This is a genomic window from Rhizobium sp. BK591, assembly GCF_014195045.1.
GTDB lineage: Bacteria > Pseudomonadota > Alphaproteobacteria > Rhizobiales > Rhizobiaceae > Rhizobium > Rhizobium anhuiense.
Map to the genome: position 1 here is coordinate 248333 of NZ_JACIAZ010000001.1, position 14355 is coordinate 262687.

Consider the following 14355-nt stretch of genomic DNA (forward strand, 5'->3'; position numbering starts at 1 on the left):
TCGAAGCAGGTATTAGAAGAGAGCAAGATGGCGCAGGGCTTGCGGGCTTGTCCGCCGGCTTGTCAGCCGGCCTGCTTGCGGCTCTCCTCGAGGATGATGTCGTAGAGCAGCCTTGCGCTCGGCGGCAGCGCCCGTTCTCTCGCGGTGATCATGCTGTAGGGCTTGACGTTGATGTCGAAATCGATCGGCAGCATGCGCACATCGGAGGCATTCGAGCTCTGGCTCGCCAGGAACTGGGCGACGTCGACGGCGACGGGCGCGATCGCATCGGTTTCGCAGATGATGGCGCAGGTCAGAAGCAGCGACGAGGTGTTGACGATATTCTCCGGCAGCGCCACGCCACGCGACAGGAAAACGTCCTCGATCGTGCGGCGCAGCAGCGTGCCCGGCGGCTGGAACACCCAGTCATAATCCCTGACGTCGGAAAGGCTGCTCACCTTCTGTTTCATCAGCGGGTGGCGGTCGCGCACGATCAGGCAAGCCCGCTCGATACCGATCTCCGTCACCTCGAAGAGGCGCGGGTTGAGATCGTCGGGGATGCGGCCGATGATGAAGTCGTGGCGGGCGGCGAGCAGCTCGCGGGCGAGCACGTTGCTCGTCTCCACCTGGATATTGATCTCAATGCCCGGATAGGCCTTGCGCACCTTGTTGATCGCCGGCACGACGAGGCTCATGGCGGGTGCGGTCACCGAGCCGATGAAGACCGAGCCGCCCTTGCCGCTTTTCAGCTCGCCGATCTCGCGGCTCGCCTCGCGCAGCTCCAGAAGGATCTTCCGGGCCCTGCGCGCCAGCGCTGCGCCGAAGGTCGTCAGCACCACGCCGCGGGCCACGCGCTCATAGAGCGAGGTCTTGGTGATTGATTCCATTTCCGACAACATGCGCGACGCGGCCGGCTGCGAGATGTTCAGGACTTCCGCAGCTGCGGAAATCTGTCCACTATCTTCGATTGCGACGATCATCCGCAGGTGATTCAGCTTAAGTCCTGCACGCAAAAGGCTGTCATCGCCGAAATTATCACTGTGGATATCGACGTAGTCCATCGAAAATGGCTCGGAAACGATCGTCATGGTTGCAGCCTCCTCGCTGCGCTCCATCAAAAGTAATACTTTTTAACGATATACCAAAATTGTTATGCACGTTAGCACTTATTCTATTTGACAGTTATAGGAATCCATACCAGTTTGCCGCCGTGTGCTGGTTGGCACTCAACACGTGTGAGATCGTGGAGGAGACCTACTTCGTTTCTCACCATCTGAAGTAACTATCCAATACGGAACCTGCCACAGTTTCGGGGCGGGCGATTTTTCGTCCGCTGCTCTATTAACAAGGGAGAGAGAAATGAAATCCATTATCTCATTGATGGCTGCGGCTGCCTTCGGCGTCGCTTCGTTCGTTGCACCGGCGCTCGCCGCGGACAAAGGCACTGTCGGTATCGCGATGCCGACCAAGGCTTCGGCCCGCTGGATCGACGACGGCAACAACATCGTCAAGCAGCTCCAGGCTGCCGGTTACGGCACTGACCTGCAGTATGGCGACGACGACATTCCGAACCAGCTTTCGCAGATCGAAAACATGGTGACCAAGGGCGTCAAGGTTCTCGTCATCGCTTCGATCGACGGCACGACGCTTTCCGACGTTCTCCAGAAGGCACACGATGCCGGTATCAAGGTCATCGCTTATGACCGTCTGATCCGCGATTCGGGCAACGTCGACTACTACGCAACCTTCGACAACTTCCAGGTCGGCGTTCTGCAGGCTGGCTCCATCGTTGACGGCCTCGGCCTCAAGGATGGCAAGGGCCCGTTCAACATCGAACTCTTCGGCGGTTCGCCGGACGATAACAACGCCTTCTTCTTCTATGATGGCGCAATGTCCGTCCTGCAGCCCTACATCGACAGTGGCAAGCTCGTCGTGAAGTCCGGCCAGACCGGCATGGACAAGGTCGGCACGCTGCGTTGGGATCCGGCAACGGCCCAGGCCCGCATGGACAACCTGCTCTCGGCTAACTACACCGATGCCAAGGTTGATGCCGTCCTGTCTCCCTATGACGGTCTGTCGATCGGTATCATTTCCTCGCTGAAGGGCGTTGGTTACGGTACTGCGGCCCAGCCGCTGCCGATCGTCACCGGTCAGGACGCTGAAATCCCGTCGGTCAAGTCGATCATTGCTGGCGAACAGCATTCGACGATCTTCAAGGACACCCGCGAACTCGCCAAGGTCACCGTTGCCATGGTCGATGCCGTGATGTCCGGCAAGGAGCCTGAAGTCAACGACACGAAGACCTACGATAACGGCGTCAAGGTCGTTCCGTCCTATCTGCTGAAGCCGGTTGCCGTCGACAAGACCAACTACAAGCAGATCCTCGTCGACAGCGGTTACTACACCGAAGACAAGCTGAAGTAAGTTGAGCAGGAGGCCGGAGCCCGCGCTTGCGGGTTCCGGCCTTCGATTTTATGATTACCCGGCCATTAAACGGCTGGGGGCGCTGGAACTTTGACTATGGACAATACCATCCTCGAGATGCGGAGCATCACCAAGACGTTCCCGGGCGTCAAGGCGCTGGAGAACGTGAACCTCAAGGTTCGCCAGGGTGAGATCCACGCATTGGTGGGCGAAAACGGGGCCGGCAAATCGACCCTGATGAAAGTGCTATCAGGCGTCTATCCCACCGGCAGCTATGAAGGCGACATCGTCTATGAAGGCGAGACGCGCAACTTCAAGGCCCTGAGGGACTCCGAAGAAATCGGCATCGTCATCATCCACCAGGAACTGGCGCTCGTGCCGTTGCTGTCGATCGGCGAAAACATCTTCCTCGGCAACGAGAACGCCAAGAACGGCGTCATCAGCTGGGATGAGACGTTCAACCGCACGAAGCAGCTGCTCAAGAAGGTTGGCCTGCAGGAATCTCCGAACACTTTGGTGACCGACATCGGCGTCGGCAAGCAGCAGCTGGTCGAGATCGCCAAGGCGCTGTCGAAGAGCGTGAAGCTGCTCATCCTCGACGAGCCCACGGCCTCGCTCAACGAAAGCGATTCCGACGCTCTGCTCAACCTGCTGATGGAGTTCCGCAAGCAGGGCATCACCTCGATCATCATTTCCCATAAGCTGAACGAGATCCGCAAGGTCGCCGACCAGATCACGGTCCTGCGCGACGGCATGACCGTCAAGACGCTCGACTGTCACGCGGACGAAATCAGCGAAGACATCATCATCCGCAACATGGTCGGCCGCGATCTCGAAGACCGCTATCCGCCGCGTTCGGTGCCGATCGGCGAAACCATTCTCGAAGTGAAGAACTGGAACGCCTATCACCAGCAGCACCGCGACCGCCAGGTTCTGCACAATATCAACATCACAGTCCGGAAGGGCGAGGTCGTCGGCATCGCCGGCCTGATGGGGGCAGGGCGCACCGAATTCGCCATGAGCCTGTTTGGCAAGGCCTATGGCCACAAGATCTCGGGCGAGGCGCTGATGTACGGCAAGCCGGTCGACGTCAGTACCGTGCGCAGGGCGATCGACGCGGGTCTCGCCTACGTTACCGAAGACCGCAAGCAGCTCGGCCTCGTGCTCAACGACACGATCCTGCACAACACGACGCTCGTCAATTTGAAGGCGGTGTCGAATGCGTCCGTCATCGACAGCGTCAAGGAATCGCGGGTTGCGACCGACTATCGCTCGAAGCTGCGCATCCGCTCCTCCAGCATCTTCCAGGAGACGGTCAATCTTTCCGGTGGCAACCAGCAGAAGGTGGTGCTGTCGAAATGGTTGTTCTCCAATCCCGATGTTTTGATCCTCGACGAGCCGACGCGCGGCATCGATGTTGGCGCAAAATACGAAATCTATACTATCATCAACCAGCTTGCCGCCGATGGAAAGGGCGTTCTGATGATCTCGTCGGAAATGCCCGAATTGCTTGGCACTTGTGACCGCATCTACGTGATGAACGAAGGACGCATCGTCGCTGAACTGCCGAAGGGAGAAGCAAGCCAGGAAACCATCATGCGCGCTATCATGCGCTCAGGGGAGAAGAAGCAATGACACCGATCAATCAACCCATCGCTGAGCAGGGGCGTGTCGTCTCCATCGGAGACTATGTTCGCGGCAACATCCGCGAATATGGCATGTTCATCGCGCTCATCGCGATCATGGTGTTCTTCCAGTTCTCGACCGGTGGCGTTCTCTTCAGGCCGCTCAACCTGACCAATATCATTCTGCAGAACTCGTTCATCGTCATCATGGCGCTCGGCATGCTGCTGGTCATCGTCGCCGGCCATATCGATCTGTCGGTCGGATCCGTCGTCGGCTTTATCGGCGCTATCGCCGGCGTGATGACGGTGCAATGGCACACCAATTATGTCCTGGCGGGTATCGTATGTCTTGCCATGGGCGCGCTTGTCGGCGGCATCCAGGGCTATTTCGTCGCTTATCACAAAATCCCGTCCTTCATCGTCACGCTGGCCGGCATGCTGGTCTTCCGCGGCCTGACGCTGTTCGTGATGACGGCATCGGGGACCGGCACCAGCATCGGTCCTTTCCCGCCGGCCTTCCAGCTGATCAGCATCGGCTTCCTGCCAAACGCTTTCGATATGGGCGGCATCAACTCGACCTCGATCATCCTCACCGTCGTCGGCGCCGTCGCCCTCTTCTATCTGGCATGGCGCAAGCGTCTGTCGAACGAGAAGCATGGCAACGACGTTGAGCCGCTCGGCTTCTTCCTTGCCCAGAACGCCCTCGTCACGCTCGCCATTCTGGCGCTCGGCTATCAGCTGTCGATCTATCGCGGCTTCCCGAACGTGCTGATGGTCATGCTGGTCCTGGTTGCTGCCTATGCCTTCATTACCCGCCGCACGACGATCGGTCGCCGCATCTACGCCATGGGCGGCAATGAGAAGGCGACGAAGCTTTCCGGTATCAACACCGAGCGGCTGACCTTCCTGACCTTTGCCAATATGGGTCTGCTCGCCGGACTGGCTGGTCTGATCGTTGCCCTGCGTCTCAACTCGGCGACGGCCAAGGGCGGCTTCGGTCTTGAACTCGACGTGATCGCCGCCTGCTTCATCGGTGGCGCATCCGCCCAGGGCGGCGTCGGCAAGGTGACCGGCGCTGTCATCGGCGCGCTGATCATGGGCATCATGAACAACGGCATGTCGATCCACGGTCTCGGCACCGACTCGCAGCAGATGGTCAAGGGCGCCGTGCTCCTCGCCGCCGTGTTCTTCGACGTCTATAATAAGAACAAGGGCTGACCGCTTCCGAAGCGCCAGCCAGGCATTCGCAGTCATATGAATGATGGATTCCGGCTCCTGATGGAGCCGGACAGGCGGAGCTTTTTCCTGTCTTCGCCGAAACGAGAAGGATCGAAGACGTGCTTATTTCCCAGATCAAAGGTGCCAACGGAGAGATCGTCGTCGCCGTGCGTGAGCCGGGCGGCGCTGCAAAGTCGGTCAACAATGCCGGCAGCGTCTATGCGCTGGCGATGGAAGCCGCAGACGGCGGCAAGTCGCTTGCCTCAGTCATCGAGGCCCATGGCTACGGCGCTGCCGTCGATCTTGAAAAGGCCTATGCGGAGGGCCGCTTCCTTCCGCCGATCACCCATCCCGATGCCGCCCACCTGCATCTGACCGGCACCGGCCTGACGCATCTGGGATCGGCGGCAACGCGCGATTCCATGCACAAGAAAACCACCGAAGCCGCCGAGGAAACCCTGACGGACTCGATGAAGATGTTCAAGATGGGGCTGGAGAACGGCAAGCCGAAGGCCGGCGAGAAGGGCGTGCAGCCCGAATGGTTCTACAAGGGCAACGGCTATGGCACGGCAGCCCCCGGCGCCCCGCTGATCTCGCCGTCCTTCGCGCTCGACGGCGGCGAAGAGCCTGAAATGGCTGGCATTTACGTGATTTCCAAGGACGGCTCGCCGTTCCGCATCGGCTTTGCGCTGTCGAACGAGTTTTCGGACCACGTCACCGAGCGGATCAACTATCTCTATCTGGCCCACTCCAAACTGCGCCCGGCCGCCTATGGTCCGGAAATCCGCATCGGCGCCGCCCCGGACGATATTCGCGGCACCTCGCGCATCAAGCGCGGCGACAAGGTGATCTTCGAAAAGCCGTTCCTCTCCGGTGAGGCGAACATGTCGCACACCTTCGCCAATCTCGAATATCACCATTTCAAATACGGCCTCTTCCGTGTGCCGGGCGATGTTCATGTCCATATGTTCGGCACGGCGACCCTTTCCTTTGCCGATGGCGTCAAGACCGAAGAGGGCGACATCTTCGAGATCGAAGTCGCCGAATTCGGCCTGCCGCTCCGCAATCCGCTTGCAGTGGCCGCCGAGGAAGAGATCGCCGTCCGGCAGCTCTGATTTCAAGACCTGGCCGCATCCGGCGGCCGGATCATGCTCGTAAACGGTAAAGGAGGCTTGTTAAGCCCATGACCATTTATCAAAACCTGATCGCCGGCGAATGGGTCGGCTCGAACGCGACGAAGAATATCAATCCGTCGGACACGAACGAAGTCGTCGGCCTCTATGCCGACGGCAGCGCTGAAGACACCAGAAACGCCATTGCCGCCGCCAAGGCCGCTTTCCCGGCCTGGTCGCGTTCCGGCATCTGGGAACGCCACGTCATCCTGAAGAAGACCGGCGACGAGATCATGGCGCGGAAGGACGAACTCGGCGCGCTGCTCGCCCGCGAGGAAGGCAAAACGCTGCCGGAAGCCACCGGTGAAGTGATCCGCGCCTCGCAGATTTTCGAATTCTTCGCCGGCGAAGCGCTGCGGCTGGCTGGCGAGGTCCTCCCCTCGGTTCGCCCGAACATCGGCGTCGAGATCACCCGCGAGGCGCTTGGCGTCATCGGCATCATCACGCCGTGGAATTTCCCGATCGCCATCCCCGCCTGGAAGATCGCGCCGGCACTCTGCTACGGCAACACCATCGTCTTCAAGCCGGCCGAACTGGTGCCCGCCTGTTCCTGGGCGATTGTCGATATCCTCAACCGCGCCGGCCTGCCGAAGGGCGTCTTGAACCTCGTCATGGGCAAGGGCTCGGTCGTCGGTCAGGCCATGCTCGAAAGCCCCGACGTTCACGGCATCACCTTTACCGGTTCCACCGGCACCGGCCGGCGTGTCGCCGCCGCCTCCATCGAGCATAACCGCAAGTTCCAGCTGGAAATGGGCGGCAAGAACCCGATGGTCGTGCTCGACGATGCCGACCTCAACGTCGCCGTCGAGGCCGCCGCCAATTCCGGCTTCTTCTCCACCGGCCAGCGCTGCACGGCGTCGTCGCGCCTGATCGTCACCGAGGGCATTCACGACAAGTTCGTCGCAGCGCTCACCGACAAGCTGAAGACGCTGGTCGTCGACAACGCGCTGAAGGCCGGCACCCATATCGGTCCGGTCGTCGATGAGCGGCAGCTGAAGACCGATACCGACTATATCGAGATCGGCAAGTCGGAAGGCGCCAAACTCGCCTTCGGCGGCGAGGTCATCTCGCGCGACACGCCCGGCTTCTATCTGCAGCCGACGCTGTTTACCGAAGCGACCAACCAGATGCGGATTTCGCGCGAGGAGATCTTCGGGCCTGTGGTCTCGGTGATCCGGGCGAAGGATTACGACGAGGCGCTTGCCATCGCCAACGACACGCCGTTCGGCCTTTCGGCCGGCATCGCCACGACCAGCCTGAAACATGCGACGCACTTCAAGCGCAATTCCGAGGCCGGCATGGTGATGGTCAACCTGCCGACGGCAGGCGTCGATTTCCACGTTCCCTTCGGCGGCCGCAAAGGTTCGTCCTATGGCCCGCGCGAGCAGGGCAAATACGCCGCCGAATTCTACACAACCGTCAAGACCGCCTACACGCTGGCTTGAAACAAAGGCGATGTCCCGGACCGTACGAGGCGGTCCGGCGACATCCTGAAGGATAGAGACGATGAAGAAGAAAGCGGAATGGCCGCGCAAGCTGAGGTCGCAGGAATGGTACGGCGGCACGAGCCGCGATGTGATTTATCACCGCGGCTGGCTTAAGAACCAGGGTTATCCGCACGACCTGTTCGATGGCCGGCCGGTGATCGGCATCCTCAACACCTGGTCGGATATGACCCCGTGCAACGGTCATCTCAGAGAACTCGCCGAAAAGGTGAAGGCGGGCGTATGGGAGGCCGGCGGCTTCCCGCTTGAGGTGCCGGTATTCTCGGCGTCGGAAAACACCTTCCGCCCGACCGCGATGATGTATCGCAACCTTGCCGCGCTCGCGGTGGAAGAGGCGATCCGCGGCCAGCCGATGGACGGCTGCGTGCTGCTGGTCGGCTGCGACAAGACCACGCCGTCGCTTCTCATGGGAGCGGCTTCCTGCGACCTGCCGTCGATCGTCGTCACCGGCGGACCGATGCTGAACGGCTATTTCCGTGGCGAACGCGTCGGCTCGGGCACGCATCTGTGGAAGTTTTCCGAAATGGTGAAGGCCGGCGAGATGACGCAGGCCGAATTCCTCGAGGCGGAAGCCTCGATGAGCCGTTCGTCGGGCACCTGCAACACCATGGGCACCGCGTCCACCATGGCTTCCATGGCCGAGGCGCTCGGCATGGCACTGTCAGGTAATGCCGCGATCCCGGGCGTTGATTCCCGCCGCAAGGTCATGGCGCAGCTCACCGGCCGGCGGATCGTCCAGATGGTCAAGGACGACCTGAAGCCCTCCGACATCATGACGAAGCAGGCTTTCGAGAACGCCATCCGCACCAACGCGGCCATCGGCGGATCGACCAATGCCGTCATCCACCTGCTCGCCATCGCCGGCCGTGTCGGCATCGATCTTTCGCTTGATGACTGGGACCGCTGCGGCCGCGACGTTCCCACAATCGTCAACCTGATGCCGTCGGGCAAATACCTGATGGAAGAGTTCTTCTATGCGGGCGGCCTGCCGGTGGTGCTGAAGCGCCTCGGCGAGGCAGGTCTTCTGCACAAGGATGCGCTGACGGTCTCCGGCGAAACCGTCTGGGACGAGGTCAAGGAGGTCATCAACTGGAACGAGGACGTCATCCTGCCGGCTGAAAAGGCGCTGACATCTTCGGGCGGCATCGTCGTGCTGCGCGGCAATCTCGCGCCGAAGGGCGCGGTGTTGAAGCCTTCGGCCGCCTCGCCGCATCTCCTGGTGCACCGGGGCAGGGCCGTGGTGTTCGAGGACATCGACGACTACAAGGCCAAGATCAACGACGATAATCTCGACATCGACGAAACTTGCATCATGGTCATGAAGAACTGCGGGCCGAAGGGTTATCCCGGCATGGCCGAGGTCGGCAACATGGGGCTGCCGCCGAAGGTGCTGAAGAAGGGCATCCTCGACATGGTGCGCATTTCCGACGCGCGCATGTCCGGAACGGCTTACGGCACCGTCGTGCTGCACACCTCTCCGGAAGCAGCCGTCGGCGGACCGCTGGCGGTCGTGAAAAATGGCGACATGATCGAGCTGGATGTGCCGAACCGTCGCCTGCATCTCGACATTTCCGAGGAAGAACTGGCGCGGCGGCTCGCCGAATGGCAGCCGAACCACGATCTGCCCAAATCAGGCTATGCCTTCCTGCATCAGCAGCATGTCGAGGGGGCCGATACCGGTGCGGACCTCGACTTCCTCAAGGGATGTCGCGGAAACGCTGTCGGTAAGGACAGCCACTGACAGCGTAGATCCAGGATTGGAAATCGATGAAAGGCGGGGCATCACCCCGCCTTTTTTGCACTTGTTCAATGAGAAGATGGCGGCAATTTTGACGTGCGACGCCTCCCGAAATAAGGTGGATTTCGGGAGTGTCCAGTCAGCTCTGGCTTTGACTTTGCATCTGGCCGCCGTCTTCTACCTTCACGGTGACCGACAACGTTTCGCCCGGCGTACCGATGCGCATGCCTGAAATCGGCGCGGCGTCGCGGTAGCAGAGGCCGGAGGCGATCCTGACGTACCGGGCATCCGGGCAGATCTCGTTGGCGGGATCGAAGCCGACCCAGCCGAGGCCGGGAATATGGGCCTCGGCCCAGGCATGGGTCGCCGCCTGCTCGACCTTCTCTTCCATCATAAGATAGCCCGAGATGTAACGCGCCGGCACCTGCAGGGCGCGGGCGGCGGCAATGAAAATGTGCGCGTGGTCCTGGCAGACGCCGCTCTTCTTCTCCAGCGCCTGTTCGGCCGTCGTCTCGGTGTTGCTGGTGCCGGGCTTGTAGTCGACCGTCTCGTGGATTGCCGCCATCAGCGCATGCATGCGGGCAAGCTCGTTATCGCCTCCGACACCCTTGATCAGTTCCTTGACCAGCTTGCCGCCCTTGGTCAGCGGCGTGTCGCGCAGAAACAGCCAAAGCGGGCAGAAGCCGGTATGCGGGCCGGTGACGCCGTTGTTGTCCTCCGTCTCGACCTCGCCTTCGGCGAGAATGCGCGTCACGTCCTGCTCGCCTTCCAGCGAGACCAGATTGACGTGATTGCCGTACTGGTCGTCATACTCGACCTCGGGTACGGCACCCTCTACGTTCAGCGCCCAGGTGAGGACTTTCTGATGGGGGCTCGTCGGCGGCGTCAACCTCAGCCGTTGCAGCGAGAACTGCGTCGGTCCGTCGTAGCGGTATTCGGTGAGATGGCTGATCTTCATTCTCATGTTCTGATCCGCTTATACATAGAACCGGTAGCCGTCGGAAATTTCCGCACCGAGCTTGTTGTTGCGCGCGACGAAATCCTCCAGGAATTCGTGCAGGCCCTGATCCATGATATCCCGGATCGCTCTCGTCTGCAGTGTGGTGCGGATTGCGTCCGCCGTATCGTGAGCGGCGAGCCGCTCCCCGTAATCCGTGGCGAGATAGCCGAGATTGCTGACGATCTTCTCATAGCAATAGGCAAGCGAGCGCGGCATCTGCACATTCAGCGTCAGAAAGTCGGCGATGTTCATCGCCCGGTATTCGCCGTCATAGGCCCAGCTATAGGCCCGGTGTGCGGAGACCGAGCGCAGGATCGATTCCCACTGCACATTGTCGAGAGAGGAGCCGACTGATGAGACCGAGGGCAGCAGCACGTAATATTTCACGTCGAGGATGCGGCTGGTATTATCGGCCCGCTCGATGAAGGTGCCGATGCGGGCGAAATTATAGAGTTCGTTGCGCAGTGTCGAGCCGTGGAAGGCGCCGCGGATGAGGCCGGCACGGCGCTTGATGACGTCGATCACCTCCGGCATGTCGGCCGCCTTGACGCGCTTTTCGAGCAGAGACTTCAGCTCGATCCAGCATTCGTTGGTGGCTTCCCAGGTCTCGCGCGTCAGAGCCGTGCGCACCATGCGGGCATTGTTTCTGCCGGACTCGATGCAGGACATGACGCTCGACGGATTGGCGCGATCGCGCAGGAGATAGTCGATCGCGTCGGCATTGGTCAGCTTTGCGTGGCCCTCGTCATAGGCCTCGCGCACGCCGGCGCTTTGCAGCACGCCATCCCAGTTGTCATCGCCGGTGCTGCTGCGGGTCAGCGACATGCGCAACCCGGCATCGATCAGGCGGGCGATATTTTCGGCGCGCTCGATGTAACGGAACATCCAGTAGAGGCCGTTTGCGGTTCTTCCGAGCATCAGTCCTCCAATACCCAGGTGTCTTTGGTGCCGCCGCCCTGGCTGGAATTGACCACCAGCGAGCCTTGCTTCAGCGCCACGCGGGTGAGCCCGCCCGGAATGATCTGAACCTTGTCGGATACAAGCACATAGGGGCGAAGGTCGACATGGCGCGGCGCGATGCCCTTGTTGACGAGGATCGGCACGGTGGAGAGCGACAGCGTCGGCTGGGCGATGTAATTGTTCGGCTTGGCCTTCAGCTTCTCGGCGAAATCGGCGCGTTCCTTCTTCGATGCCGTCGGTCCCACAAGCATGCCGTAGCCGCCGGAACCGTGCACTTCCTTGACGACCAGCTCCTCCAGATGTTCCAGCACGTATTTCAGGCTTGATGCTTCCGAACAACGCCAGGTCGGCACGTTTTCGAGCAGGGCCTTGCGGCCGGTATAGAATTCGACGATCTCGGGCATATAGGAATAGATCGCCTTGTCGTCGCAAATGCCGGTGCCCGGCGCATTGGCGATGGTGATGTTGCCGGAACGGTAGACATCCATGATGCCGGGAATGCCGAGCGCGGAATCGGCCCGGAAGGTCAGGGGATCGAGGAAGTCGTCGTCGACGCGGCGGTAGAGCACGTCGATCGCCTCGTAACCGCGGGTCGTCCGCATCTTCACCTTGCCGTCGATGACGCGCAGATCCGAGCCCTCGACCAGTTCGACGCCCATCATGTCGGCGAGGAAGGAATGCTCGTAATAGGCCGAATTGTAGATGCCGGGGGTCAGCACCGCGACGCGCGGCTTGCCGGTGCAGCCGGGAGGAGCAAGCGAGGCGAGGCTCTGGCGCAAGAGATAGGGATAATCCTCGACACGCTGCACCTTGTTCTTGTGGAACAGTTCCGGGAACATCTGCATCATGGTTTCCCGGTTTTCCAGCATGTAGCTGACACCGGAGGGCGTGCGGGCGTTGTCCTCAAGCACGTAAAACTGGTCCTCGCCGGTGCGCACGATGTCGGTGCCGACGATATGGGTGTAGACGCCGCCGGGCGGACGGAAGCCGATCATCTCGGGGATGAAGGTGACGTTGTTCTCGATCAGTTCGCGCGGGATGCGGCCGGCGCGGATGATCTCCTGCTTATGGTAGATATCGTCCAGAAAAGCGTTGAGTGCGATTACCCGCTGCTCGATGCCCTGGGCGAGCTTGCGCCATTCGCGGGCGGAGATGATGCGGGGAATGATGTCGAAGGGGATGAGTTTTTCGGAACTGTCGGCATGGCCGTAGACCGCGAATGTGATGCCGGTCTTCCGGAAGATGTTTTCCGCATCGCGGGACTTGGCAATCAGATGCGCCCGGTCTTGGCTGTTGTACCACTCGAAGTATTTGTCATAAGGCGGGCGAGGGCTTTCGTCCCCGGTAATCATTTCATCAAATGCCAAAAGCGCGGCTCCCCTTTTTTGTTCATTTGAATACAACGCAAATGGCAATGCAAGAACCATGCGCAGTTCGGGGAAAAGATTTCGCGCTGCGAGAAACGGGTGAAAATCTGGGCATTTAACGTGATGCGCTGCGGCATGGCGGATATTCATCCAAGGTGCCTGCGTAAAATCTGAGCATATGACCGTTTTTCGTTCAGCCAAGGCGATCGAATATGGCCATGCGCGCGAGGCTCGCCGACCTCTGCAGAACCGCCATCGGGTCCTTGCATCAGCGAAATTTCAAATAAGCATCAACGCTTCGCCTTTGACTGCGGCTACGGGGTGCCGCTATCAGCACAGCGAAGCTTTTATTGCGAGCCGCCATGTCCCTCGATCGCCTTGCCCCCGCCGTTTTCGTCCTGCTCTGGTCCACGGGCTGGGTGGTGGCGAAATATGCCTCGCTGCATTCCGAGCCCTTCACCTTTCTTTCGATACGTTACGCGCTGTCGGCGGCGGCGTTTCTGGCGCTCTGCCTGGCGGTGCGGGCGCGATGGCCCAAAAGCCGGGCGACAGCGCTGCGCGCCATCTATTCCGGTTTCTTCCTGCATGGTTTCTATCTCGCCGGTCTCTGGTGGGCGATCGCCAACGGGGTGCCGGCCGGCATATCGGGCATCATCGCGGCGCTGCAGCCGCTGTTGACGGCGATGGCGGCTCCTTTCCTCATCGGCGAGCGCTTGCAGCAGGCACAGAAACTTGGCCTTGCTCTCGGCTTCATCGGCATTGCCATTGCGATTTCGCCGAAGCTGCTCGATCCGGCGACCGCCGATCTCACCCATGCCGCCCTGCCGCTGGCGATCAACCTCGTCGCCATGGCGTCCGTCACCTACGGCACGCTCTACCAGAAGAAACACCTGCAATCCGGTGACCTCAGAACGATCGCGACCCTGCAATATATCGGCGCGCTGATCCTCACCCTGCCGCTTTCGCTCATCTTCGAGCATCAGCATTTCGACGGCGCCGCGCAGGCCTATGGCGCGCTCATTTGGTCGGTTTTCGGCCTGTCGATGGGCGGGGTCGGACTGCTGCTTCATCTGATCCGTCGCGGCCAGGTGTCCCGCGCCGCCTCGCTGATCTACCTGATGCCGCCGACCGTCGCGCTCGAGGCCTTCATCGCCTTCGGGGAACCGCTGACCCTGCCGTTGATCCTCGGCACCGTGGTGGTCGTGACAGGCGTTTATCTCACCAACCGCCGGGCGGTCAGCGAGCATAGGCCGGTCGAGGTATAGAGCCTGTGCGTTCTTTCGGACGCAGAAAAGACACCCTAACACTTTCAACCCTCGCATCATGCTTTCTGAAAATCGATTCCGATTCTCGGAAAGCATGATGCG

11 protein-coding genes are annotated in these 14355 nt (G+C 60.6%); 7 read left to right on the forward strand and 4 right to left on the reverse strand.

Going from position 1 to position 14355, the window contains the following annotated elements; all coding sequences use genetic code 11:
- Positions 1-62: 62 nt before the first annotated feature.
- Positions 63-1067, reverse strand: coding sequence for a LysR family transcriptional regulator (locus tag FHX10_RS01160; protein WP_063474691.1), 1005 nt, complete (start codon positions 1065-1067; stop codon positions 63-65).
- 271 nt (positions 1068-1338) lie between these two features.
- Here FHX10_RS01160 and chvE point away from each other — a divergent pair, with 271 nt between their 5' ends.
- The 6 genes from chvE (at position 1339) to araD (ending at position 9664) form a co-directional block, all read left to right on the forward strand.
- Complete coding sequence (chvE, locus tag FHX10_RS01165; protein ID WP_047611463.1) at positions 1339-2403, forward strand: multiple monosaccharide ABC transporter substrate-binding protein; 1065 nt, start codon at positions 1339-1341, stop codon at positions 2401-2403.
- A 96-nt stretch (positions 2404-2499) separates the two neighbouring features.
- Positions 2500-4038, forward strand: coding sequence for a multiple monosaccharide ABC transporter ATP-binding protein (mmsA, locus tag FHX10_RS01170; protein WP_063474459.1), 1539 nt, complete (start codon positions 2500-2502; stop codon positions 4036-4038).
- Entirely contained in the window at positions 4035-5246 is a 1212-nt protein-coding gene (gene mmsB / locus FHX10_RS01175) for a multiple monosaccharide ABC transporter permease (protein ID WP_047614346.1), read from the forward strand. The genes mmsA and mmsB overlap by 4 nt, the downstream gene beginning before the upstream one ends.
- Positions 5247-5365: 119 nt before the next feature.
- Complete coding sequence (gene araD1, locus FHX10_RS01180) at positions 5366-6361, forward strand: AraD1 family protein (RefSeq protein WP_063474460.1); 996 nt, start codon at positions 5366-5368, stop codon at positions 6359-6361.
- 68 nt (positions 6362-6429) lie between these two features.
- A complete protein-coding gene (locus FHX10_RS01185; protein WP_047611439.1) occupies positions 6430-7863 on the forward strand; it encodes an aldehyde dehydrogenase family protein in 1434 nt (477 codons plus the stop codon).
- Between the two features lie 61 nt (positions 7864-7924).
- A complete protein-coding gene (araD, locus tag FHX10_RS01190) occupies positions 7925-9664 on the forward strand; it encodes an L-arabinonate dehydratase (protein WP_047611438.1) in 1740 nt (579 codons plus the stop codon).
- A 136-nt stretch (positions 9665-9800) separates the two neighbouring features.
- Here the strand turns inward: araD and FHX10_RS01195 are convergent, their stop codons facing one another.
- The 3 genes from FHX10_RS01195 to FHX10_RS01205 are packed head-to-tail and all read right to left on the reverse strand — an operon-like array spanning position 9801 to position 12988.
- Positions 9801-10625 (reverse strand): transglutaminase domain-containing protein, encoded by an 825-nt coding sequence (locus tag FHX10_RS01195; RefSeq protein ID WP_063474461.1) that lies wholly within the window; start codon positions 10623-10625, stop codon positions 9801-9803.
- A gap of 12 nt (positions 10626-10637) precedes the next feature.
- Positions 10638-11579: an alpha-E domain-containing protein gene (locus tag FHX10_RS01200; RefSeq protein WP_063474462.1), complete on the reverse strand. Its 942-nt coding sequence runs from the start codon at positions 11577-11579 to the stop codon at positions 10638-10640.
- The gene (locus FHX10_RS01205) at positions 11579-12988 is read right to left on the reverse strand and encodes a circularly permuted type 2 ATP-grasp protein (RefSeq protein ID WP_047611432.1); all 1410 of its coding nucleotides are present in this window, start codon (positions 12986-12988) and stop codon (positions 11579-11581) included. Before FHX10_RS01205 ends, FHX10_RS01200 begins: the two co-directional genes overlap by 1 nt.
- Positions 12989-13350: 362 nt before the next feature.
- Here FHX10_RS01205 and FHX10_RS01210 point away from each other — a divergent pair, with 362 nt between their 5' ends.
- The gene (locus tag FHX10_RS01210) at positions 13351-14253 is read left to right on the forward strand and encodes a DMT family transporter (protein WP_063474463.1); all 903 of its coding nucleotides are present in this window, start codon (positions 13351-13353) and stop codon (positions 14251-14253) included.
- Positions 14254-14355: the final 102 nt, after the last annotated feature.